The 22,109-nt window shown below is 65.9% G+C and carries 18 protein-coding genes; 12 read left to right on the forward strand and 6 right to left on the reverse strand.

Features of this window, described 5'->3' with window-relative positions:
* Positions 1-21 precede the first annotated feature (21 nt).
* The 10 genes from uvrC (at position 22) to ACP3TD_RS10105 (ending at position 10,013) form a co-directional block, all read left to right on the forward strand.
* Entirely contained in the window at positions 22-2,022 is a 2,001-nt protein-coding gene (uvrC, locus tag ACP3TD_RS10060; protein ID WP_426762727.1) for an excinuclease ABC subunit UvrC, read from the forward strand.
* Between the two features lie 68 nt (positions 2,023-2,090).
* Positions 2,091-3,014, forward strand: a complete 924-nt coding sequence (rapZ, locus tag ACP3TD_RS10065; RefSeq protein WP_426762728.1) for an RNase adapter RapZ — start codon at positions 2,091-2,093, stop codon at positions 3,012-3,014.
* Positions 3,014-4,033 (forward strand): gluconeogenesis factor YvcK family protein, encoded by a 1,020-nt coding sequence (locus ACP3TD_RS10070; protein WP_426762730.1) that lies wholly within the window; start codon positions 3,014-3,016, stop codon positions 4,031-4,033. The genes rapZ and ACP3TD_RS10070 overlap by 1 nt, the downstream gene beginning before the upstream one ends.
* Before the next feature lie 9 nt (positions 4,034-4,042).
* Positions 4,043-5,023: a DNA-binding protein WhiA gene (whiA, locus tag ACP3TD_RS10075; RefSeq protein WP_015937022.1), complete on the forward strand. Its 981-nt coding sequence runs from the start codon at positions 4,043-4,045 to the stop codon at positions 5,021-5,023.
* Between the two features lie 100 nt (positions 5,024-5,123).
* Complete coding sequence (locus ACP3TD_RS10080) at positions 5,124-5,750, forward strand: superoxide dismutase (RefSeq protein ID WP_015937023.1); 627 nt, start codon at positions 5,124-5,126, stop codon at positions 5,748-5,750.
* Positions 5,751-6,008: 258 nt separating this feature from the next.
* Positions 6,009-7,019 (forward strand): type I glyceraldehyde-3-phosphate dehydrogenase, encoded by a 1,011-nt coding sequence (gap, locus tag ACP3TD_RS10085; RefSeq protein WP_015937024.1) that lies wholly within the window; start codon positions 6,009-6,011, stop codon positions 7,017-7,019.
* Between the two features lie 10 nt (positions 7,020-7,029).
* A complete protein-coding gene (locus ACP3TD_RS10090; protein ID WP_426762732.1) occupies positions 7,030-8,256 on the forward strand; it encodes a phosphoglycerate kinase in 1,227 nt (408 codons plus the stop codon).
* A gap of 100 nt (positions 8,257-8,356) precedes the next feature.
* A complete protein-coding gene (gene tpiA, locus ACP3TD_RS10095; RefSeq protein ID WP_426762733.1) occupies positions 8,357-9,172 on the forward strand; it encodes a triose-phosphate isomerase in 816 nt (271 codons plus the stop codon).
* 50 nt (positions 9,173-9,222) lie between these two features.
* A complete protein-coding gene (gene secG, locus ACP3TD_RS10100) occupies positions 9,223-9,480 on the forward strand; it encodes a preprotein translocase subunit SecG (protein ID WP_015937027.1) in 258 nt (85 codons plus the stop codon).
* 137 nt (positions 9,481-9,617) lie between these two features.
* The gene (locus tag ACP3TD_RS10105; RefSeq protein ID WP_426762734.1) at positions 9,618-10,013 is read left to right on the forward strand and encodes an RNA polymerase-binding protein RbpA; all 396 of its coding nucleotides are present in this window, start codon (positions 9,618-9,620) and stop codon (positions 10,011-10,013) included.
* On the opposite strand, the gene pgl is transcribed toward ACP3TD_RS10105, so the two are convergent.
* The 6 genes from pgl to tkt are packed head-to-tail and all read right to left on the reverse strand — an operon-like array spanning position 9,966 to position 18,194.
* Positions 9,966-10,784, reverse strand: a complete 819-nt coding sequence (pgl, locus tag ACP3TD_RS10110) for a 6-phosphogluconolactonase (protein ID WP_426762735.1) — start codon at positions 10,782-10,784, stop codon at positions 9,966-9,968. The genes ACP3TD_RS10105 and pgl overlap by 48 nt on opposite strands.
* The gene (locus ACP3TD_RS10115) at positions 10,774-11,715 is read right to left on the reverse strand and encodes a glucose-6-phosphate dehydrogenase assembly protein OpcA (RefSeq protein ID WP_015937030.1); all 942 of its coding nucleotides are present in this window, start codon (positions 11,713-11,715) and stop codon (positions 10,774-10,776) included. The genes pgl and ACP3TD_RS10115 overlap by 11 nt, the downstream gene beginning before the upstream one ends.
* Positions 11,712-13,283: a glucose-6-phosphate dehydrogenase gene (zwf, locus tag ACP3TD_RS10120; protein ID WP_426762736.1), complete on the reverse strand. Its 1,572-nt coding sequence runs from the start codon at positions 13,281-13,283 to the stop codon at positions 11,712-11,714. Before zwf ends, ACP3TD_RS10115 begins: the two co-directional genes overlap by 4 nt.
* 14 nt (positions 13,284-13,297) lie before the next feature.
* Positions 13,298-14,929, reverse strand: a complete 1,632-nt coding sequence (locus tag ACP3TD_RS10125; RefSeq protein ID WP_426762737.1) for a glucose-6-phosphate isomerase — start codon at positions 14,927-14,929, stop codon at positions 13,298-13,300.
* Between the two features lie 6 nt (positions 14,930-14,935).
* Entirely contained in the window at positions 14,936-16,051 is a 1,116-nt protein-coding gene (gene tal / locus ACP3TD_RS10130; RefSeq protein ID WP_091720114.1) for a transaldolase, read from the reverse strand.
* 25 nt (positions 16,052-16,076) lie between these two features.
* Positions 16,077-18,194 carry a transketolase gene (tkt, locus tag ACP3TD_RS10135; RefSeq protein WP_426767196.1) on the reverse strand — a complete coding sequence of 706 codons (2,118 nt, stop codon included), beginning with the start codon at positions 18,192-18,194 and terminating at the stop codon, positions 16,077-16,079.
* 439 nt (positions 18,195-18,633) lie between these two features.
* Between tkt and ACP3TD_RS10140 the strand changes: the two genes are divergently transcribed.
* Both ACP3TD_RS10140 and ACP3TD_RS10145 read left to right on the forward strand, forming a co-directional pair.
* Positions 18,634-19,593 carry a heme o synthase gene (locus tag ACP3TD_RS10140; protein WP_426762739.1) on the forward strand — a complete coding sequence of 320 codons (960 nt, stop codon included), beginning with the start codon at positions 18,634-18,636 and terminating at the stop codon, positions 19,591-19,593.
* Positions 19,594-19,797: 204 nt separating this feature from the next.
* The gene (locus tag ACP3TD_RS10145) at positions 19,798-22,107 is read left to right on the forward strand and encodes a SulP family inorganic anion transporter (protein ID WP_426762741.1); all 2,310 of its coding nucleotides are present in this window, start codon (positions 19,798-19,800) and stop codon (positions 22,105-22,107) included.
* Positions 22,108-22,109: the final 2 nt, after the last annotated feature.

Genomic DNA, 22,109 nt, shown 5'->3' on the forward strand with positions numbered 1-22,109 from the left:
GCGGCTCAGTAGACTGGATAGGTGGCAAATCCAGCAAGTTACAGGCCCCGGACCGGTGAAATCCCCACCAACCCGGGCGTCTACCGGTTCCGGGATCCGCACGGACGGGTCATCTACGTGGGAAAGGCCAAGAGCCTCCGCTCCCGCCTGAACTCCTACTTCGCCAACCCCGCCGGACTGCTGCCCAAGACCTACGCCATGGTCCACGCGGCCAGCAGCGTGGAGTGGACCGTAGTGGGCAGCGAGCTCGAGTCCCTGCAGCTGGAGTACACCTGGATCAAGGAATTCAAGCCGCGATTCAACGTGGTGTTCCGCGACGACAAGACCTACCCCTACCTGGCCGTCACCCTCGGCGAGAAGTACCCCCGCGTGCAGGTGCTGCGCGGTGACAAGCGGAAAGGCACCCGCTACTTCGGGCCGTACACGGCCGGCGCCATCCGCGAAACCATGGATACCCTGCTCCGGGTCTTCCCGGTCCGCAGCTGCAGCGCCGGGGTTTTCAAACGTGCCGAGTCCAGCGGGCGCCCGTGCCTGCTGGGCTACATCGACAAGTGCTCGGCGCCCTGCGTGGGCAGGATTTCACCGGAAGACCACAGGGCCCTTGCTGAAGACTTCTGCGCCTTCATGGGCGGCGAAGCGAAGCGGTTCACCAACAAGCTCGAAAAGCAGATGGCGGCCGCCGTGGCCAGGCTGGATTACGAACAGGCCGCCCGTCTCCGCGACGACATCACGGCCCTGCGGAAGGTCTTTGAGCGGAACGCCGTGGTGCTGGCTGAGGACACGGACGCTGATGTGTTCGCACTCCACGAGGATGAACTTGAGGCCGCCGTGCAGGTGTTCCACGTCCGCGGCGGCAGGATCCGCGGCCAGCGCGGCTGGGTGGTGGAAAAGGTGGAGGACTTCACCACGCCGGACCTCGTTGAACACCTGCTCCAGCAGGTCTACGGCGAGGACGGCGAGACCCACGGCCGGCTGCCGCGGGAGGTGCTGGTTCCCGTGGCACCCAGCAACGCGGAGGAGCTGACTGAATGGCTCAGCGGCATCCGCGGAGCAAGGGTGGACGTCCGCGTCCCGCAGCGGGGCGACAAGGCCGCTCTCATGTCCACGGTCCGGGAGAACGCCGAGCATGCCCTGAAGCTGCACAAGACCCGCCGCGCAGGGGACCTCACCGTGCGGTCGCAGGCCCTCCAGGAGCTCCAGGAAGCGCTGGACCTCCCCGTGCCGCTGCTGCGCATCGAATGTTTCGACGTCTCCCACGTCCAGGGAACCAACGTGGTGGCGTCCATGGTGGTGGTGGAGGACGGCCTGCCCAAGAAATCCGACTACCGGAAGTTCTCCATCACCGGACCGGCCGCCTCCGATGACACCGCGGCCATGCACGACGTGCTTACCAGGCGCTTCCGCCACTACCTCCAGGACAAGTCCGCCCAGGTCGATGAGGCGGTACTGGAATCCCCGGACGGGGACGCTGCCGCAGAAGACGCGGTGCTTGACACCACCACTCCGGCGCCGAAAGCCAAGTTCGCCTATCCGCCGAACCTGGTGGTGGTGGACGGCGGGCAGCCGCAGGTCAATGCGGCCGCACGCGCCCTGGCGGACCTGGGCATCGACGACGTTTACGTCGTGGGCCTGGCCAAACGCCTGGAGGAAGTGTGGCTTCCGGACAGCGACTTCCCTGTCATCCTTCCCCGAACGTCGCAGGGCTTGTACCTGCTGCAGCGCATCCGCGACGAGGCGCACCGGTTCGCCATTTCGTTCCACCGCCAGAAGCGCGGCAAGGCGATGACCGTTTCGGCGCTGGACAGCGTTCCGGGGCTGGGCGCCTCCAAGCGCAAGGCATTGCTGACCCACTTCGGGTCGGTCAAGGGCGTGAAGGCGGCGACACCCGAGGAGCTCGCCCAGGCGAAGGGGATCGGCCCGGCACTCGCCGCCGCCATCGTCAGCCACTTCTCCGGAGACGGGCCCGCAGCAGTCACAGTGCCGGCCATCAACATGACCACCGGCGAAATCATTGAAACTTAGCTAGGGTAAGTGGCGGGGTTTGCGCCGGCGCTGCCCCACGGACCAATAACGGAAATGGGGCGTACTCAATGGCAGGCACTTCGGCGGAATCCGAGGCAGGGCAGAGCGGCATGGAGCCCGTCAAACCCCTCGAAGCGGAGCTGCTGGTGGTTACCGGGATGTCCGGTGCCGGGCGGAGCACCGCCGCCGATGCACTTGAGGACCACGGCTGGTACGTCGTGGAAAACCTGCCGCCCCAGATGCTGGGAACCCTCGCCGAGCTCGTCTCGCACGCACCGCAGTCCATCCCGCGGCTGGCAGTTGTCATCGACGTCCGCAGCAAAGGCCTGTTCGCAGACATCCGGGCCGCCCTGGGCGCCCTGGCCGCCAGCGGCGTCACCTTCCGGGTGCTGTTCCTGGACGCCAGCGACAACGTCCTGGTCCGCCGCTTCGAACAGGGACGCCGGCCGCATCCGCTGCAGGGCGGGGGCCGCATCCTGGATGGTATTGCCGCCGAACGCGAGCTCCTGCAGGAACTGCGCGACAGCTCCGACGTCGTGCTGGACACCTCCGGCTTCAACGTGCACGGCCTGGCCACCGCCATCACCGAGCTCTTCAGCGAAACCGGCCCGGTGGCGCTGCGGCTGAACGTCATGAGCTTCGGCTTCAAGTACGGCCTGCCCGTGGACTCCAACTACGTGGCCGACGTCCGGTTCATTCCCAATCCGCACTGGGTGCCGCAGCTGCGCCCGCACACCGGCCTTGACAAGGACGTGAGCGACTACGTGCTTGAGGCTGAGGGAGTCAAGAACTTCGTGGACCGCTACGTCATGGCCCTCGAGCCGGTCCTTGACGGCTACCGGCGCGAAAACAAGCACTACGCCACCATCGCAGTGGGCTGCACGGGCGGGAAACACCGCTCCGTGGCAGTCGCCGTCGAGCTTTCCAAAAAGCTCGCGCAGTATCCCCGGGTCACCGTGACCACCACCCACCGGGATCTGGGCCGCGAGTAATGGCGCTGTTCACCGGCGCGCTGCCGCTGGTTCCCCCTGCCACGGGACCGGGCGCCGGCCCGCAGGACACCGAGCCCACCATTGTTGCACTGGGCGGCGGCCACGGGCTCTCCGCCTCGCTGTCCGCCCTCCGCCTCCTCACCTCCAAGCTCACCGCGATCGTCACAGTGGCGGACGACGGCGGCTCATCCGGGCGCCTGCGCGAAGAGTACGGTGTCCTCCCGCCGGGAGATCTCCGGATGGCGCTCTCCGCGCTTTGCGACGACACGGACTGGGGGCGGACCTGGCGCGACGTCATGCAGCACCGGTTCCGCCCCAGCAGCGGCCCCGGCGGATCGCTCGACGAACACGCCATGGGAAACCTGTTGATAGTGACCCTTTGGGAACTGCTGGGGGACGCTGTCGCCGGACTTACCTGGGCCGGTGCGCTCCTGGGGGCCCGCGGCCAGGTCCTGCCCATGTCCACGGTGCCGCTCACCATCGAAGGCGATGTCCGGGTGACAGCGCCGGATGGAGAATCGGTGCTGCAGACGGTCCACGGGCAGGCCCGCTGCGCCGTGGCGGGATCGCTGGAGAACGTCCGCCTGCTCCCGGACTCGGCACCCGCCTGCACAGAGGCGCTGACCGCCATCGAGCTTGCCGACTGGGTCATCCTGGGCCCGGGCTCCTGGTACACCTCGGTGCTGCCCCACCTGCTGCTGCCGGAGATGCGCCAGGCGCTGTGCAACACCCCGGCCAAACGCTGCCTAACCATGAACCTCGCCACGGACACCAAGGAAACCTCGGGCATGACGGCCGCGGACCACCTGCACGTCCTGCGCCGCTACGCCCCCGGATTCAACGTGGACGTTGTCCTGGCCGATCCTGCCTCCGTCCCCGACCGCCAGGAGTTCGAGAAAGCCGCCGCGATGATCGGCGCCGAGGTGGTCTTGGGTAAAGTAGGGGCGTCGGGACGCCGTCCCGTCCATGACCCCCTGCGGCTGGCCACGGCGTACCAGGACATTTTTGGGAACAGTTAGGAAGGTGCCATGGCACTGACAGCATCGGTCAAAGAAGAACTGTCCCGTCTGGACATTAAGAAGTCGTCCGTCCGCAAGGCTGAGGTCTCCGCGATGCTCCGTTTCGCGGGCGGCCTGCACATCATTTCCGGCCGGATCGTCATCGAGGCAGAGGTGGACCTCGCCTCCACCGCGCGGCGCCTCCGGGCGGCCATCGCAGAGGTCTACGGGCACCAGAGCGAAATCATCGTGGTATCGGCCGGCGGGCTCCGCCGGGCCAGCAGGTATGTGGTCCGGGTGGTGCGCGACGGCGAGGCGCTGGCCCGCCAGACCGGCCTTCTGGATGGCCGCGGACGCCCCGTCCGGGGGCTGCCTTCCGCCGTCGTCAACGGCTCCGCGGCCGATGCCGAAGCAGTATGGCGCGGTGCGTTCCTGGCCCACGGCTCGCTGACCGAGCCCGGCCGCTCGTCATCGCTCGAAGTGACCTGCCCCGGGCCTGAATCGGCCTTGGCACTGGTCGGTGCCGCCCGCCGCCTCGACATCCAGGCCAAGGCGCGCGAGGTGCGCGGCGTAGACCGGGTGGTAATCCGCGACGGCGACACCATCGCCGCGCTCCTGACCCGCATGGGCGCCCACGACGCACTCATGGTCTGGGAAGAGCGCCGGATGCGCAAGGAGGTCCGCGCCACCGCGAACCGCCTCGCCAATTTCGATGACGCCAACCTCCGCCGCTCGGCACAGGCCGCCGTTGCTGCCGGCGCGCGCGTGGACCGCGCCCTGGAAATCCTCGGCGACGACGTCCCGGACCACCTGAAATACGCCGGCGAACTGCGCGTAGCCCACAAGCAGGCCAGCCTGGACGAGCTCGGCAGGCTGGCCGATCCTGTCATGACCAAGGACGCCATCGCCGGCCGGATCCGCCGGCTCCTGGCGATGGCGGACAAGCGGGCCCTTGACCTGGGGATTCCCGGCACCGACGCCAATGTGACGCCCGAAATGCTCGACGAGTAGCGGGCCCCTAGAATCAAAAATAATTCCGGGCGCCAGACGTCCGGATGCATAATCCGAGAGTCACCAACCGGACCGAAAGTCCACGATATTGGAGGATTTTGTGACTGAGTACGTATTGCCCGAACTCAAGTACGACTACGCCGCCCTTGAGCCGCACATCTCTGCGCGGATCATGGAGCTGCACCACAGCAAGCACCACGCAGCTTATGTTGCAGGCGCCAACAACGCGCTGGCGCAGCTGGCAGAGGCACGGGAGAAGGGCGATTTCGCCAACATCAACCGGCTTTCCAAGGACCTGGCGTTCCACACCGGCGGACACGTCAACCACTCCGTCTTCTGGAACAACCTTTCCCCGGACGGCGGCGACAAGCCCGAGGGTGAACTGGCTGCAGCCATCGACGACGCGTTCGGTTCCTTTGACGCATTCCGCGCCCAGTTCTCCGCAGCCGCCCTCGGCCTGCAGGGTTCGGGCTGGGGCTTCCTGGCCTACGAGCCCATCGGTGGAAACCTGGTCATCGAGCAGCTGTACGACCAGCAGGGCAACGTGGCACTGGGCACCACGCCGCTGCTCATGCTGGACATGTGGGAGCACGCCTTCTACCTGGACTACGTGAACGTCAAGGCCGACTACGTCAAGGCGTTCTGGAACATCGTGAACTGGGCCGACGTCGCCAAGCGCTTCGACGCCGCCCGCAGCAACGCAACCGGGCTCATCACCCTCCCGTAACCTGCAGCACACATGCTTGTTACAAACTTCACATTCGGACTTAATAAGGCCGCCATGTGGACTGGCCGCCCCCGCACTTGCGGGGGCGGACCCAGTTAAACGTAAGATAGGTCACGGAAGGCGGTTAGCCTTCAGCAATGAGGCTGGTCGCCCTCCGTCTGTAAATCATCTCTGCCCAATGGCGTGCGGGATCTGTTAGTTGGCTTGAACGCCCGCTCAACTAGTAGTGCTTGCTTCAAGCACCAAGGAGACTGAAAAGTGACGACCCGTATTGGTATCAACGGCTTCGGCCGTATTGGCCGCAACTACTTCCGCGCAGCACTCGCCCAGGGTGCGGACCTCGAAATCGTTGCAGTCAACGACCTCACCAGCCCCGAGGCGCTGGCCCACCTGTTCAAGTACGACTCCGTGGGCGGACGCCTCAAGGAAACCATCGAGGTCAAGGACGGCAACATCGTCGTCAACGGCAACGTCATCAAGGTCCTGGCGGAACGCGATCCCGCCAACCTTCCGTGGGGCGAGCTCGGCGTGGACATCGTCATCGAGTCCACCGGCTTCTTCACCAAGGCAGCCGATGCGCAGAAGCACATCGACGCCGGCGCCAAGAAGGTCCTGATTTCCGCCCCCGCCTCGGATGAGGACATCACCATCGTGATGGGCGTAAACCACAACCTGTATGACAACGCCACGCACCACATCATTTCCAACGCGTCCTGCACCACCAACTGCCTCGGCCCGCTGGCCAAGGTAGTCAACGACGAGTTCGGCATCGAGCGTGGCCTGATGACCACCGTGCACGCCTACACGGCCGACCAGAACCTCCAGGACGGCCCGCACAAGGACCTGCGCCGCGCCCGCGCCGCTGCCATCAACATGGTGCCCACCTCCACCGGTGCCGCCAAGGCCATCGGCCTGGTCCTGCCGGAGCTCAAGGGCAAGCTGGACGGCTACGCCATCCGCGTTCCCGTCCCCACCGGTTCCGCCACGGACCTCACGGTCACCGTGTCCCGCGAAACCACCGTTGAGGAAGTCAACGCTGCCCTCAAGCGCGCTTCCGAGTCCGACGAACTGCAGGGCTTCCTGACCTACACGGAAGAGCCCATCGTGTCCTCGGACATCGTCGGTGACCCCGCTTCCTCGATCTTCGACGCCGGACTGACCAAGGTCATCGGCAACCAGGTCAAGGTTGTTTCCTGGTATGACAACGAATGGGGCTACTCAAACCGCCTCGTCGACCTCACGGAGCTTGTCGCGTCCAAGCTGGGCTAGGGTTAGACACATGACATCCCACACCCTCAACGAACTGATCGCTGAAGGTGTCCGCGGGCGGTACATTCTGGTCCGAAGCGACCTGAATGTGCCGCTCGACGGCTCTACAGTCACTGACGACGGCCGCATCAAGGCCTCCCTTCCAGTGCTGGCAAAGCTCACGGACGCCGGTGCCCGCGTGCTGGTAACAGCCCACCTTGGACGCCCGAAGGGCGCCCCCGAGGATAAGTACTCCCTCCGCCCTGCCGTGGACCGCCTCGCGGAACTTGCGGGCTTCAAGGTCACCCTCGCCGCCGACACCGTCGGTGACTCTGCCAGGGAAGCAGCAGCTTCGCTGCAGGACGGCGAAGCCCTGGTCCTGGAGAACGTCCGCTTCGACGCCCGCGAAACCAGCAAGGACGATGCCGAGCGCGGCGCCTTCGCTGACGAGCTGGTGGCGCTGACCGGCGGGAACGGCGCGTATGTGGATGACGCCTTCGGTGCTGTCCACCGCAAGCACGCAAGCGTCTACGACGTCGCGTCCCGGCTGCCGTCCTACCAGGGCGACCTGGTACACACCGAGGTGGAGGTCCTGCGCAAGCTCACCGCCGACACCCAGCGTCCCTACGTGGTGGTCCTGGGCGGATCGAAGGTCTCGGACAAGCTCGCCGTGATCGACAACCTGCTCGGCAAGGCAGACACCATCCTGGTGGGCGGCGGCATGCTGTTTACGTTCCTCGCTGCGGCGGGGCACAAGGTGGCCGCCAGCCTGCTCGAACAGGACCAGATCGGCGTTGTCCAGGATTACCTGAAGCGCGCTGCGGATGCCGGCACCGAGTTCGTGATTCCAACGGACGTTGTGGTGGCGGAGAAGTTTGCTGCCGACGCCGCGCACGAAACGGTTGCTGCGGACGCCATCGAGGGCAGCAGCTTCGGCGCCAGCGGCATCGGCCTGGACATCGGTCCCGACTCGGCAGCTGCCTTCGCGGACCGGATCAAGGGCGCCCGGACGGTGTTCTGGAACGGACCCATGGGAGTCTTTGAATTCGAAGCCTTCTCCGCCGGAACCCGCGCCATCGCCCAGGCCCTGACCGAAACCGAAGCGTTCACCGTGGTGGGCGGCGGCGACTCCGCTGCCGCTGTACGCACCCTCGGCTTCGCCGACGACCAGTTCGGGCACATTTCCACCGGTGGCGGCGCCAGCCTGGAGTACCTTGAGGGCAAGGAACTCCCGGGCCTGAGCATCCTGGACCGGTAGGACCAGCCGCCAGGAGCAGTAGCGCTCCTGTCCTTCGGCCGGCAGGTTGCCCGCGGCAGCCTGCCGGCCGCACACTTTACAAGACCATTTTGGAGAACACGTGACAACGTCTACGAACGGCGCCTTCGACCGTAAGCCCTTCATCGCCGGCAACTGGAAGATGAACATGGACCACGTGCAGGGCATCACCCTCCTGCAGAAGCTGGCCTGGACACTCTCGGACGCCAAGCACGACTACAACCGCGTGGAGGTTGCGGTCTTCCCGCCTTTCACGGACCTCCGCGGTGTCCAGACCCTGGTCCAGGGCGACGACCTGGACGTGGCCTACGGCGGCCAGGATCTTTCCCAGTTCGACTCCGGCGCTTACACCGGCGACATCTCCGGGCAGTTCCTGAGCAAGCTGGGCTGCAAGTACGTGTTGGTGGGCCACAGCGAACGCCGTACCATCCACAACGAGTCGGACGACGTCCTGAACGCCAAGACCAAGGCGGCCTTCAAGCACGGCGTCACCCCGGTCCTCTGCGTCGGTGAGGGCCTGGAGATCCGCCAGGCCGGCACACACGTCAACCACACCCTGGACCAGCTTCGCGGCGGCGTGGCTGGCCTTACCGACGAGCAGGCGGCAGAGCTCGTGGTTGCCTACGAACCCGTATGGGCCATCGGAACGGGCGAGGTTGCCGGACCGGAGGACGCGCAGGAGATGTGCGCCGCCATCCGGGCCGAGCTGGAGAAACTGTTCGGCGCGGACGTTGCTGCCAAGACCCGGCTGCTGTACGGCGGCTCGGTTAAGGCCAACAACGCAGCAGCCATCCTGAAGGAGCGCGACGTTGACGGCGTGCTTGTGGGTGGCGCCAGCCTGGACCCGGCTGAGTTTGCTAATATTGTCAGGTTCGAGAGTCACCTGGTGACGGACTAGTCCGTCCCGGCGCACACACTCCCGCCCCACTAACTTCCTGAAAGGCCGTCGTGGACGTTCTTCATGTCATCCTGCAGATCCTCCTGGGCATCACCAGCCTCCTGCTGACGCTGCTCATCCTCCTTCACAAGGGACGTGGCGGCGGGCTGTCGGATATGTTCGGCGGCGGCATGAGCTCAGGACTCAGCTCGTCCGGTGTGGCTGAACGCAACCTCAACAGGTTCACCATCATCCTCGGCGTGACCTGGGGAATCGTCATTATCGCCCTGGGACTGATCATGAGGTTCAGCGGCGCCGGGGACTCCTGACGCCAAACTTCATGTACTGGTATGCCGCTGGGCCCTCCCGCCCCGCGGCACTGCGAACTAAACTGTGGCTGTCGGCTTCCGACAGCCACAGTTTTGTTTTAACCGGCAGAACCAGTCATCCCGAGGCAGGAGTTCCGATGGTCCATCCAGTGTCAGGTTTCCGCGGTACGCGGGCTGGGGTGACAGCGGGGTCAGGCTCAAGCCTCCAAGGCGGCGCCGACCACGGCAACCCGCTGCCCAGGATCCGGGTTTCGTACTGGTGTGCAAAGGGGCACGTCACGGTGCCCGTTTTCCTGCAGCTCCCAGACGTCCAGATCCCGGCCGTCTGGGACTGCCGGCGCTGCGGAGCTCTGGCATCCAGGGACGGTTCCGAGGCCGCCAGCACAGAGGCCCTCGACGACGGCTACAAAACGCACCTCGAGTACGTTAAAGAGCGGCGCTCCGACCAGGACGCCGAAGACGTACTGGCCGGAGCGCTGGAACGGCTACGCGCCCGCGGCGTCCTTCCGGACGAGCTGCTGCGGGACCCGTGAAGCCGCATTCTCGTCGATGAGCCACAAGGTCCGGGACGTTCCCCGCGGCCCCGCCGCGGGGACCTGGACCGGGGTGGCTCCTGCGAGGGCCAGGCCGACGGCACCGGCCTTATCCTCGCCGGCCACCACCATCCAGACCTCAGCGGCAGTGTTGATGGCCGGCAGCGTCAGCGAAATCCTCAGCGGCGGAGGCTTTGGGGAATTGCGCACCCCCACCACCGTGCGTTCCTTCTCGCGGACGCCTGCCTGCTCGGGGAAGAGCGACGCAACATGCGCGTCGGGACCCACACCCAGCAGGACAACATCAAACCGGGGGAGGACCCCGGGCTCTTCCGGACGGTCGTCGGACATGTCGGCGGCATGTTCGGCGGCTGCCGCCTCACGGAGCCGACGCGCATAATCATCAGCCGCTTCTTCAGGCGTCTCAAAGTCGTCCGAGGAACCGGGTTCGTGGATCCGCTCCGGATCCACGGGAATGTGCTTCAGCAGGGCGTCGTGCGCCTGCCTGGTGTTCCGGTCGCCGTCGGCAGATCCCACGAACCGCTCGTCTCCCCACCAGAAATTCACCTTTGACCAGTCGACGGCCGGAGCCGCCGGAGAGTCTGCAACAGCCTTCAGCGTGCCGATGCCCACCGTACCGCCGGTCAGGACGACGGTTGCCTCACCGTGTTTGTCCTGGACATCGACGAGCTTGGTAATCAGGCGTGCCGCGATGGCAGCCATCAGCACGGACGAATCGGGATGAATGCTTACTCTTGGGTCAACGCTCACTGGGCCGGACGCTCCTTAGGTTTGTACGTGGCAGTCCAATAGTAATCACTTCGCCGAACACCTCATCCGGATCGAGCCGGCGCAGTTCTTCGGCTAGGCAGTCACGGAGGCTGCGGCGCGGGAGGGAGATCCGCTGGGCAGGCTGCCCGGGCTGGGTGAGCTCCGCCACCGAGAGCCCGGGGCGGAACAGCTGGACGTCACCGCCGGGCCGGGTGAGCCTGACCCGCCGGATACCGGTTCCTGCCGGATCCGCCACGATGGTGACGGGGGCATCCAGGGTGAGTGTCAGCCAGGCGGCCAGCAGGATGGTGCTGGGCGAGTCCGAGGCACCTTCCACAGCCACGGCCGTAACGGGAGAGGAATCCGCTTCGTCGAGGGCTGCGGCGAGTTGGATGCGCCAGTTCGTCAGCCTCGTCCAGGCGAGGTCGGTGTCACCGGCCTTGTAAGTGCCGTGGATGCGTTCGAGAGCCGCCTGGGGGTCGGGTTCATTCGCGGAGTCCGTGATCCGGCGGTGCGCGATGGCGCCGATGGAGGTTTCGCAGGCATTCTCCGGGGCGCCATGCGGCCACCAGGCCACAATCGGCGCGTCCGGAAGCAGCAGCGCCGCGACGAGCGATTCGCTTTCGTGGGCGAGCTGGCCGTAACCGCGCAGCACGATCACCTCCGAGGCGCCGGCGTCACCGCCCACCCGGATCTGGGCGTCCAGGCGGTCACCAGCGTCCTTTCCGGCGTCGGCGAGGACGATGATCCGGCAAGGGTGTTCCCGGCTGGCATCGTTTGCGGCCTCAATCGCTTCCTCTTCAAGGCCGGACTTCGTCACCACCACGAGGGTCAGGACCCGGCCCAGGGCGATCACGCCGCCCTGTTCCCGCAGGGCCATGAGTTTCTTGGACACCTTCGAGGTGGTGGTGTCCGGCAAATCGACAATCATGGCCTTCTCCAGGTTCGTCCGTCACGGGCCAGCAGCTCATCAGCAGAGGCCGGGCCCCAGGATCCCGGGGCGTAGGGTTCGGGTTGTTCGTCCAGCTGAGCCCAGTATTCCTCGAAGGGGTCAAGGATCTTCCAGGACAGTTCCACTTCCTCGTGCCGGGGGAACAGCGGGGGCTCACCCAGGAGTACGTCCAGGATCAGGCGCTCGTAGGCCTCGGGGGAGGACTCGGTGAACGAGTGTCCGTAGCCGAAGTCCATCGTCACATCCCGGACTTCCATCTGGGTGCCCGGGACCTTCGAACCGAACCGGATGGTGACGCCCTCGTCAGGCTGGACGCGGATGACCACCGCGTTCTGCCCGAAGTCGTCCTCACCATGGTCACGGAACAGCAGGTTGGGGGCGCGCTTGAAGACCACGGCAATCTCCGTGACTCTCCTGCCCAGGCGTTTGCCGGCACGCAGGTAGAACGGGACTCCTGACCAGCGGCGCGTGTGGATGTCCACCCGCACAGCGGCGTAGGTCTCCGTGGTGGAGTCCGCGGGGATCCCCTCTTCCTCCAGGTAGCCCTGGACCTGCTCGCCACCCTGCCAGCCACCGGTGAACTGGCCTCGGGCCGAGTGGGTGGACAGGTCCTCGGGGAGCTTGACCGCTGCCAGGACCTTTTCCTTCTCCGCGCGCAGGTCATCGGCGTTGAAGGAAATGGGCTCCTCCATCGCTGTGAGCGCGAGCAGTTGGAGCAGGTGGTTCTGGATGACGTCGCGGGCTGCACCCACGCCGTCGTAGTACCCGGCCCGCCCACCGGTACCGATGTCCTCCGCCATGGTGATCTGGACGTGGTCCACGTAGTTCGCGTTCCACAGCGGCTCGAACAGCTGGTTGGCGAAACGCAGTGCCAGGATGTTCTGGACCGTTTCCTTCCCCAGGTAATGGTCGATCCGGAACACCGCGTCCGGCGGGAAAACCGATTCAACAATGTCATTCAGCTGACGCGCGGACTGGAGGTCGTGGCCAAACGGCTTCTCGATGACCACGCGCCGCCACTTGTCGCCGTCGGCCTGTGCCAGCCCGTGCTTGGACAGCTGCCGGCAGACCTGTTCAAAGGCCTTCGGCGGGATCGACAGATAGAACGCGTGGTTCCCGCGGGTGCCGCGGACATCATCGAGTTCTTTGATGGTCTCGCCGAGCCGCTCAAACGCAGCGTCGTCGTCGAATTCACCCTGGACGAACCGGATACCCTCGGAGAGCTGGTTCCAGACGGCCTCATCGAACGGGGTCCGTGCGTGGGCCTGGACGGAGGCCTTCACCTCAGCGGCGAAGTCCTCCTTGTCCCACTCACGGCGGGCGAACCCGACCAACGCGAAACTCGGCGGCAGCAGCCCCCGGTTGGCGAGGTCATACACGGCCGGCATCAGTTTCTTCCGGGCGAGGTCGCCGGTAACCCCGAAGAGCACCAGCGACGACGGACCGGCAATCCGGTTCAACCGGCGGTCACGCGGATCCCGCAGGGGATTCCGGCCGGACTTTCCGGAACGTGTTCCGGAAGTCCTGCCGTATTCAGTGTCTGGCATGTTGCTTGTGCGCCTTAGCTTTCGGTAGCGGATGCCCGGGCAGACAGTGCAGAAACGATGTCCTGCAGCTGTGCCACGCCAGCGGCTCGGTTGGTCAGGTGCAGGCGGAGCACGGGGCGGCCGTGCTCCTCGAGGACCTGGGCATCACCGGCGGCCTGGGCGGAAATCAGTTCGCCGAAGGTGAAGGGACGTTCGAGGATGGCGAGGTCTTCCGTGGACTCAGCCGTCACCTGGAGGAACACGCCGATGGCGGGGCCGCCCTTGTGGAACTGGCCGGTCGAGTGCAGGAACCGGGGACCCCACCCGAACGTCACGGGGCGTCCCGTCACCGCCGCGAACTCGTCGCGGACGCCTTCAAGCTGCGCGAAGGCCAGCCGGTCGAAGTAGGCCTGGACGCTGAGGTAGCTGTCCGGCTGGAGGGTGTCCAGCAGTGCCCTGACAGCTTCTGCGGCCGTTGACGCGCCGCCGAGCCATTCCCCGCCGCGGACTTCGATGGAACCGTCTACGAACGCTGCGGGAGTGGGTTCAGGCTGCGCGTCCAGGAGGCCGCGGGCCGCAACCTTGGCGGCTTCCACGTCAGGCTGGTCGAACGGGTTGATGCCCAGGAGCCTGCCGGCAACTGCCGTGGCGAACTCCCAGACCATCATCTGGGCGGCGAGGCCGCCCGCGATGGCAACTTCGTTTTCACCGAGTTCGACGTCGGCATCCGCGGCCACGAGGCGGACCACGAGGACGTCCTTCGCGCCGGAGTTGACCTCGGGGGAGTCGGGACCTGCCACAACGGGCAGCACCCCGGTGCCGAGCTTGCCGGTGGATTCGGCGATGAGCTGCTCGGCCCAGTCCGCGAAGCCCACGATGCCGGAGCCGTCTTCGGCGATGACGATCTTGTTGCGCAGCGGGCTGGTGCCGCCCAGTGCGGTTCCGAGGGCCAGGCCGATGTTCTCGGGGGCGTCGTCGTTCAGGACCTCTGCAGCTTCGTCAGCTTCGTCCAGGAACGCCTGGATGTCCACGCCGGCCAGGCCGGAGGGCACCAGGCCGAACGCGGTCAGTGCGGAGAAGCGGCCGCCAACGTTGGGGTCGGCGTTGAAGACGGCGCGGTAGCCGGCTTCACGGGAGGCCTTGTCCAGGGGCGAACCCGGATCGGTGACGATGATGATCCGGCTGTTGGCGTCGATGCCGGCGTCGTTGAACGCCTTCTCGAAGACGCGCCGCTGGGAGTCGGTTTCCACGGTGGAACCCGACTTGGAAGAGACCACGATGGCGGTTTCGGCCAGGCGGTCCGCCAGGGCAGCACGGACCTGGTCAGGGTCCGTGCTGTCCAGCACAGTCAGCTCGACGCCGGCGGTGCCGGCGATGACCTCGGGGGCCAGCGAGGATCCGCCCATCCCGCACAGGGCAATACGGGTGACTCCTTCGGCCCGGAGGGCGTCGCGCAGTTCCAGGATGTCCTTCACCAGCGGCTGGGAGACCGTTGCAGCCTCGACCCAGCCGAGGCGGATTGCTGATTCCGACTCAGCGTCGGGACCCCAGAGGGTATGGTCCTTCGCAAAGATCCGGGTGGCAATCCTGTCCTCAACGAGGGCGGGAAGGTGCTGTTCGAGTGCCTGCTGCGCGGCACCGGTGGCTTCGTAGCTGAGTGTGCTCATGGGTGGTTAGGAGGCCTTCCGTGCAGAGGCGAGGGCGCCTTCGACATCGGCCAGCAGTTCCTTCCAGCTGGCCACGAACTTATCCAGGCCCTCGGATTCCAGGAGGGCGACGACTTCGTTGTAGGAGACGCCGAGCTTTTCGAGCGCATCCAGGGTGGCGTTGGCGTCGGCGTAGGTGCCGGAAACTGTGTCACCCGTGACCACGCCGTGGTCGAACGTGGCGTCCAGGGTCTTTTCCGGCATGGTGTTCACGACGCCGGGAGCAACCAGTTCGGTCACGTAGAGTGTGTCCGGGTAGGCCGGGTCCTTCACACCGGTCGAGGCCCACAACGGACGCTGGGGGAGCGCGCCGGCTTCAGCGAGGAGCGCCCAGCGTTCGGTGGCGAAGAGTTCCTCGTACACCTGGTAGGCGAGGCGGGCGTTGGCCAGGCCGGCCTTGCCCTTGAGGGCCTTGGCTTCGTCCGTGCCGATTTTGTCGAGGCGCTTGTCGATTTCGCTGTCCACGCGGGAGACGAAGAAGGATGCCACGGAGTGGATCTTCGAAAGGTCGTGCCCGTTTTCCTTCGCCTGCTCCAGGCCTGCCTGGAAGGCGTTGATGACCGCGCGGTAACGCTCGAGGGAGAAGATCAGGGTCACGTTAACGCTGATGCCCTCGGCCAGCGTGGCGGTAATGGCTTCCAGGCCCTCGATCGTGGCCGGGATCTTGATCAGGACGTTGTCCTTGTTGACCTTCTTGTAAAGGTGCTTGGCCTCGGTGATGGTGCCGTTGGTGTCCCAGGCGAGGCGGGGGTCCACCTCGATGGAGACGCGGCCGTCAACACCCTTGGTGGCTGCCGCCACCGGGGCGAACAGGTCGCAGGCGTCGGCGACGTCGGTGGTGGTGATCTCGAAGATCGTCTCCTCCACGCTGGCGCCCGCTGCTGCCTTGGCAGCGATGGTGGCGTCGTAGTCGGTGCCTGCGGTGATCGCGGCGTGGAAGATGGACGGGTTGGTGGTCACGCCAACCACGTTCTTTTCCTCGATGAGCTTGCGGAGGGTGCCGGTATCGAGGCGTCCGCGGGACAGGTCATCGAGCCAGATGGAAACTCCGGCTTCGGAGAGCTGCTGGGTGGGAGTGGTCATGATGGTTATCTCCTGGAAGTCGTTGTTAGGCGTTCAGGCCTGCGAGGGAATCCTTGGCTGCGGCGGCGACTGCCTCCGCGGTGATGCCGAACTCCTGGAAAAGGCGCTTGTAGTCCGCTGAAGCGCCATAGTGCTCCAGGCTGACGGAACGGCCGGCGTCGCCGACGAATTCCTTCCAGCCCAGGGAGAGGCCGGCCTCGACGGAGACGCGGGCCTTGACCGCGGCGGGCAACACCGATTCGCGGTAGGCGGCGTCCTGCTTGTTGAACCACTCGACGCAGGGCATCGAGACGACGCGGGCGGCGATGCCTTCGGCCTGCAGGGCTTCGCGTGCCTGGACGGCCAGCTGGACCTCGGACCCGGTGGCGATCAGGATGACGTCGGCGGGGACGGTGGCGCCGTCCTTGGCTGCTTCGGCCAGGACGTAACCGCCCTTGGCGACGCCGGATGCGGCACCGAATGTGTCGCCGTCGGCTGCTCCTTCACCGCGCTCCCAGGTGGGGATGTTCTGGCGGGTCAGGACGATGCCGGCAGGGTTGCTGTGGTTCTCCAGCATGGTCTTCCAGGCCACGGCAACCTCATTGGGATCGCCGGGGCGGACTACGTCCAGGCCCACGATGGCGCGCAGCGAGGCGAGCTGTTCCACCGGCTGGTGCGTGGGGCCGTCCTCGCCCAGGCCGATGGAGTCGTGTGTCCAGACGTAGAGCGACGGAACACCCATCAGGGCTCCCAGGCGGATGGCGGGACGCTGGTAGTCGCTGAAGATCAGGAACGTGCCGGAGAACGCACGGGTGTTGCCGTGCAGGCTGATGCCGTTGACGATCGACGCGGCGGCGTGCTCACGGATGCCGAAGTGCAGCACGCGGCCGTAGGGGTTGCCCTTCCATGCGTCAGTCTGCTTGGCAGCCGGGACGAACGACGGCGAACCCTCGATGGTGGTGTTGTTCGACTCGGCGAGGTCGGCGGAGCCGCCCCAGAGTTCGGGCATGACCGGGCCCAGGGCATTCAGGACCTTACCGGAAGCAGCGCGGGTGGAGACGTCCTTGCCGGCCGGGAAGACCGGAAGGGCGGCGTCGAGGCCTTCGGGAAGTTCCCGGGCCTCGATGCGCTGCAGCAGGGCTGAACCTTCGGGGTTGGCGGCCTGCCAGGCGTTGAAGGACTCCTCCCATTCCTTGCGGGCTTCCGCGCCGCGGTCAACCACAGAGCGGGCGTGGGCCAGGACTTCCTGGTCCACGTCGAAGGACTTGGCGGGGTCGAAGCCCAGGACTTCCTTCAGCGCTGCAACTTCCTCGGCACCCAGCGCGGAACCGTGGATCTTGCCCGTGTTCTGCTTCTTGGGAGCCGGGTAGCCGATGATGGTGCGCAGCGAAATGATGGAGGGCTTCGAGGTCTCGGCCTTGGCGGCGCGCAGGGCGGAGTACAGCTCCTGGACGTCTTCCTTGTATTCGCCGGTCTTGGTCCAGTCCACCCGCTGGATGTGCCAGCCGTAGGCTTCGTAGCGCTTCAGGACATCCTCGGTGAAGGCAATGTCGGTGTCGTCCTCGATGGAGATGTGGTTCTCGTCGTAGATGACCACGAGGTTGCCGAGTTCCTGGTGGCCGGCCAGCGAGGAAGCCTCGGACGTGACGCCTTCCTGCAGGTCGCCGTCTGATGCGATGACCCAGATGGTGTGGTCGAAGGGGCTGGTGCCCGGTGCGGCTTCGGCGTCGAACAGGCCGCGCTGGCGGCGCTGGGAGTACGCGAAGCCAACCGAGGACGCCAGGCCCTGGCCCAGGGGACCGGTGGTGATCTCCACGCCGGCGGTGTGCTTGTACTCGGGGTGGCCCGGGGTCAGTGAACCCCAGGTCCGCAGGGCTTCCAGGTCCTTGAGTTCCAGGCCGTAGCCGGCAAGGAACAGCTGGATGTACAGGGTCAGCGAGGTGTGGCCGGGGGACAGGACGAACCGGTCGCGGCCCAGCCACTGCGGATCCCGCGGATCGTGGCGCATCAGCTTCTGGAACAGCAGGTACGCGGCCGGTGCCAGGCTCATCGCCGTACCGGGGTGTCCGTTGCCCACCTTCTCCACAGCATCTGCGGCCAGGACGCGGATGGTGTCCACGGCACGCTCATCCAGGCTGGTCCAGGACAGTTCTTGCTCTTCCAAATGTGGCACGAAAACCGGGCCCCTCTCTTTGCTGACGGCGCACGGCACACCCGGTCCGGTTGTAGGCACGAAATGGGGCGCCCGTTGCGGTGTGTACCAGTCGCCGTCGAATGTTGGTCTCTCGTCCAGCCGCGGGCCATGTGGGAATGCGTTTTCCACCGCTTTCCTGCCGCGCGCTGATCTGGTGACAGCTTAGCTCCATTCCAATCTTCGGGAGGCTGAAATCTCACGTTTTGGACGCAATTTCCCCTTTTATGAATAAGGCTGAAGTGAGGATGAGTTAATCTGCTCGAATCGGGCTGCGAGCAATCAAGTGCGCATATCAGCCGGGCTTTGGGCGGGTGGCGGCGCGGTATGATATTCGGAGGCCAATGCCGGGCGCCGGACCTTTTCAACCGCCCGCAGCTGCAATGCCAGACACAACTGCCACACAGAACGGGTGACTGCCACCGTGAGCACAACAGATACGCCGCTGAACGCTTCCCGGGCCTCCGGTCCAGGGTTTGCACGTAAGGCCAAGGCGTATCTCGCCCTCACCAAACCGCGCGTCATCGAACTGCTGCTGGTCAGCACGCTGCCCACCATGATCTACGCAGAGCGGGGTTTCCCGTCCATCGGCCTGATCCTGGCCACGCTGGTAGGCGGTGCGTTCGCCGCGGGCAGCGCCGGCGCGTTCAACTGCTACATTGACCGCGACATCGACAAACTGATGGCCCGTACCGAAAACCGGCCCCTGGTCACCGGGGAAGTCACCCCTCGCGAAGCGCTGGTCTTTTCGTGGCTGCTGGGCGCTGCGGCCATCGCCATTCTGTGGTTTGGCGCCAACCCGCTGTCGGCCTGGCTCGGGCTTGGAGCCATCTTCTTCTACGTCGTGATCTACACCATCATCCTGAAGCGGCGCACGGCCCAGAACATCGTCTGGGGCGGAGCAGCGGGCTGCTTCCCGGTGCTGATTGCCTGGGCCGCCGTCACCAACTCGGTGGAATGGCCGGCCATCATCCTCTTCATGGTGATCTTCCTCTGGACGCCGCCGCACTACTGGCCGCTGTCCATGCGCTACGGCGAGGACTACCGCAACGCCAATGTGCCCATGCTTGGAGCCATCGCCGGCGCCAAGGTGGTGTCCGTCCAGGTGGTCCTGTACGCCTGGGCCATGGTGGCCTGTTCGCTGCTGATGGTTCCGGCCGGTGGCGCCGGGTGGGTCTACACGGTCACTGCCGTGCTGGCCGGCGCCTGGTTCCTCTATGAGTCGCACGCCCTCTACAACCGCGCCCAGCGTGAGGACATCCCGGACAAAAAGGCCATGAAGGTCTTCCACGGTTCCATCAGCTACCTCACCCTGCTGTTCATTGCCCTGGCCGTGGATCCCTTCATCGGACCAGCTGTCATCGGCGGCTAGACATCCCCATGTACCCGCGAACGGCCCGGACTTTCGAGTCCGGGCCGTTCGCCGTTTAAAGCCCGGGCCAACCTTGGCGCACCATGTCATAGGCGCGGACTTATGTGGTTACAAGTTTTGTCATATCCGTCACTTTAAGTGTCACCAGGCGTGACAATCTGCATACGGTGGACTGGATCTTTCCCGCGAAGTAAAGGAAATCCCATGACGCCCGGCCCAGCCGCAACAACAGCCTCCAACCACAGCCCGCCCGGAGGACAGCGCGGCCGGGCCAACCGCTTCCGGCCTTTCCTGTCGAACCTGGGTGCGGACGTGCCCGCCTCCCTGGTCGTCTTCCTCGTGGCGCTGCCACTGTCCCTCGGGATCGCCGCTGCCTCCGGTGCGCCGATCATGGCCGGACTCATCGCCGCAGCCGTCGGCGGCATCGTCGCCGGCAGCCTGGGCGGCGCTCCGCTGCAGGTCAGCGGGCCTGCCGCCGGCCTGACCGTGATTGTGGCCGGCCTGGTCCAGGAGTTCGGCTGGCAGGCCACCTGTGCCATCACCGCCGCTGCCGGCGTCGTACAACTCCTGCTTGGCGTGAGCCGGGTGGGGAGGGCTGCACTGGCGGTCTCGCCAGTGGTGGTCAAGGCGATGCTCGCCGGCATCGGTGTGACCATCATGGTCCAGCAGATCCATGTGCTGCTCGGCTCCGGCCCGGCAGGCTCCGCCATCGAAAACCTCGCCAACCTCCCGGCGGCCATTACCAATGTTGAGATCCATGCGGCTCTGCTTGGGCTCACCGTGGTGATCATCCTGGTGGCCTGGAAGCATCTGCCCGCCGCCGTACGGAGAATCCCCGGCCCGCTGGCCGCTGTTGCTGCCGTCACCGCGTTGTCGGTGCCGCTGGCGCCGGGCGTTAAACGGATCTCCTTCTCGGGCTCGATGCTGGACGCTGTGGCCTTGCCGGCACTGCCCGAAGGAAACTGGCAGGCCGTAGCCTTCGCTGTCCTGTCGATGGCGCTCATCGCCAGTATCGAATCGCTCCTGTCAGCCGTCGCCGTGGACAAGATGCACTCCGGTCCGCGGACCAACCTCAACAAGGAGCTGATGGGCCAGGGAACTGCCAACATCCTCTCCGGTGCCCTGGGTGGACTGCCGGTCACGGGTGTCATTGTCCGCAGCGCCACGAACGTGGAAGCAGGTGCCAAGTCCCGGACCTCCGCGATCCTGCACGGCGTGTGGATCCTCATCTTCTCGGCACTCTTCGCCGGCATGATCCAGCTCATCCCGCTCTCGGTGCTGGCAGGTCTGCTCCTGGTCATTGGGGCCAAGCTGATCAAGGTTGCTGACATCCGAACCAGCCGGCGCACCGGTGACCTGCTGATCTACGTCGTGACCATCCTCTGCGTCGTCTTCCTCAACCTGCTGGAGGGCGTACTCATTGGCCTGGCGCTTGCCGCGGCCAGCGTGCTGTGGCGCGTCCTGCGCGCGGCCATCCGCGTACACGAGCCGGTCTCGCCGTCGTCGGCCTGGCGGATCACCATCGCCGGATCGTGCAGCTTCTTCGCCCTGCCGCGCCTGAACCGCGTATTGCACTCGGTGCCCGCAGGGAACGCTGTGGTGGTTGAACTCAACGCCGATTACGTGGACCACGCTTTCCGTGAATCGTTGGTGGCCTGGCGCGACCAGTACCTGGCCGCCGGCGGCTCCGTCGAACTTGAGGAACACGGAAACACGCTGTTCCAGGACGCCGAGCACAGGGCACCGCAGCGGCAGGAAGCCCGCGAACTTCCCCTGCCGCCGCGCAACTCCCGGACCGCGGACGGCGCCGATGCCTGTGACCGGCGCGGCAGTGAACGGCTGCCGGCAGTCCTGGCGGGAATCAGCAAGTACCACCGGCGCTTCGCTGACCAGGTCCGTCCCCTGGTGGAGGACCTGGCGGAGCAGCAGCATCCGGATACGCTCTTCGTGGCGTGCGTCGATTCGAGGGTCAACCCCAACCTCATCACCAGCAGCGGCCCCGGCGACCTCCTGACCCTCCGCAACATCGGCAATGTGGTGTGCCATGACGGCCAGGACGCCTCCATTGACTCGGCGTTGTCGTTCGCGGTCAAGGGACTTGAGGTGAACACCATCGTGGTGTGCGGGCACTCGAACTGCGGTGCCATGAAGGCTGTCATCGCTGATGCCGAAGGCGCCGGGAACCCGGGCCTGGGTACCGGGTTCGACGCCTGGCTGGGGCATGCCCGTCCCAGCTACCTTGAACTGCTGGCGGGCCACCCCGTGGCGCGGGCCGCTGCTGAGGCGGGCTACTGCCGCCTCGACCAGCTGGGCATGGTCAATGTGGCAGTCCAGCTCAGCAAGCTCGACAACCATCCGCTGGTTGGTCCCGCCATTGCCGCCGGGGAGGTACAGGCCACCGGGCTTTTCTACGACATCGCCACGGCCCGCGTGGTCCTGGTGACACCGCACGGCATCGAGGCCCTGGATCCGGCCCAAGCCTTGGTGCAGGCCACGGGCGCGGCAGCCGGCTGAAC

This window comes from Pseudarthrobacter sp. 1G09, assembly GCF_050038305.1.
Classification (GTDB): domain Bacteria; phylum Actinomycetota; class Actinomycetes; order Actinomycetales; family Micrococcaceae; genus Arthrobacter; species Arthrobacter equi.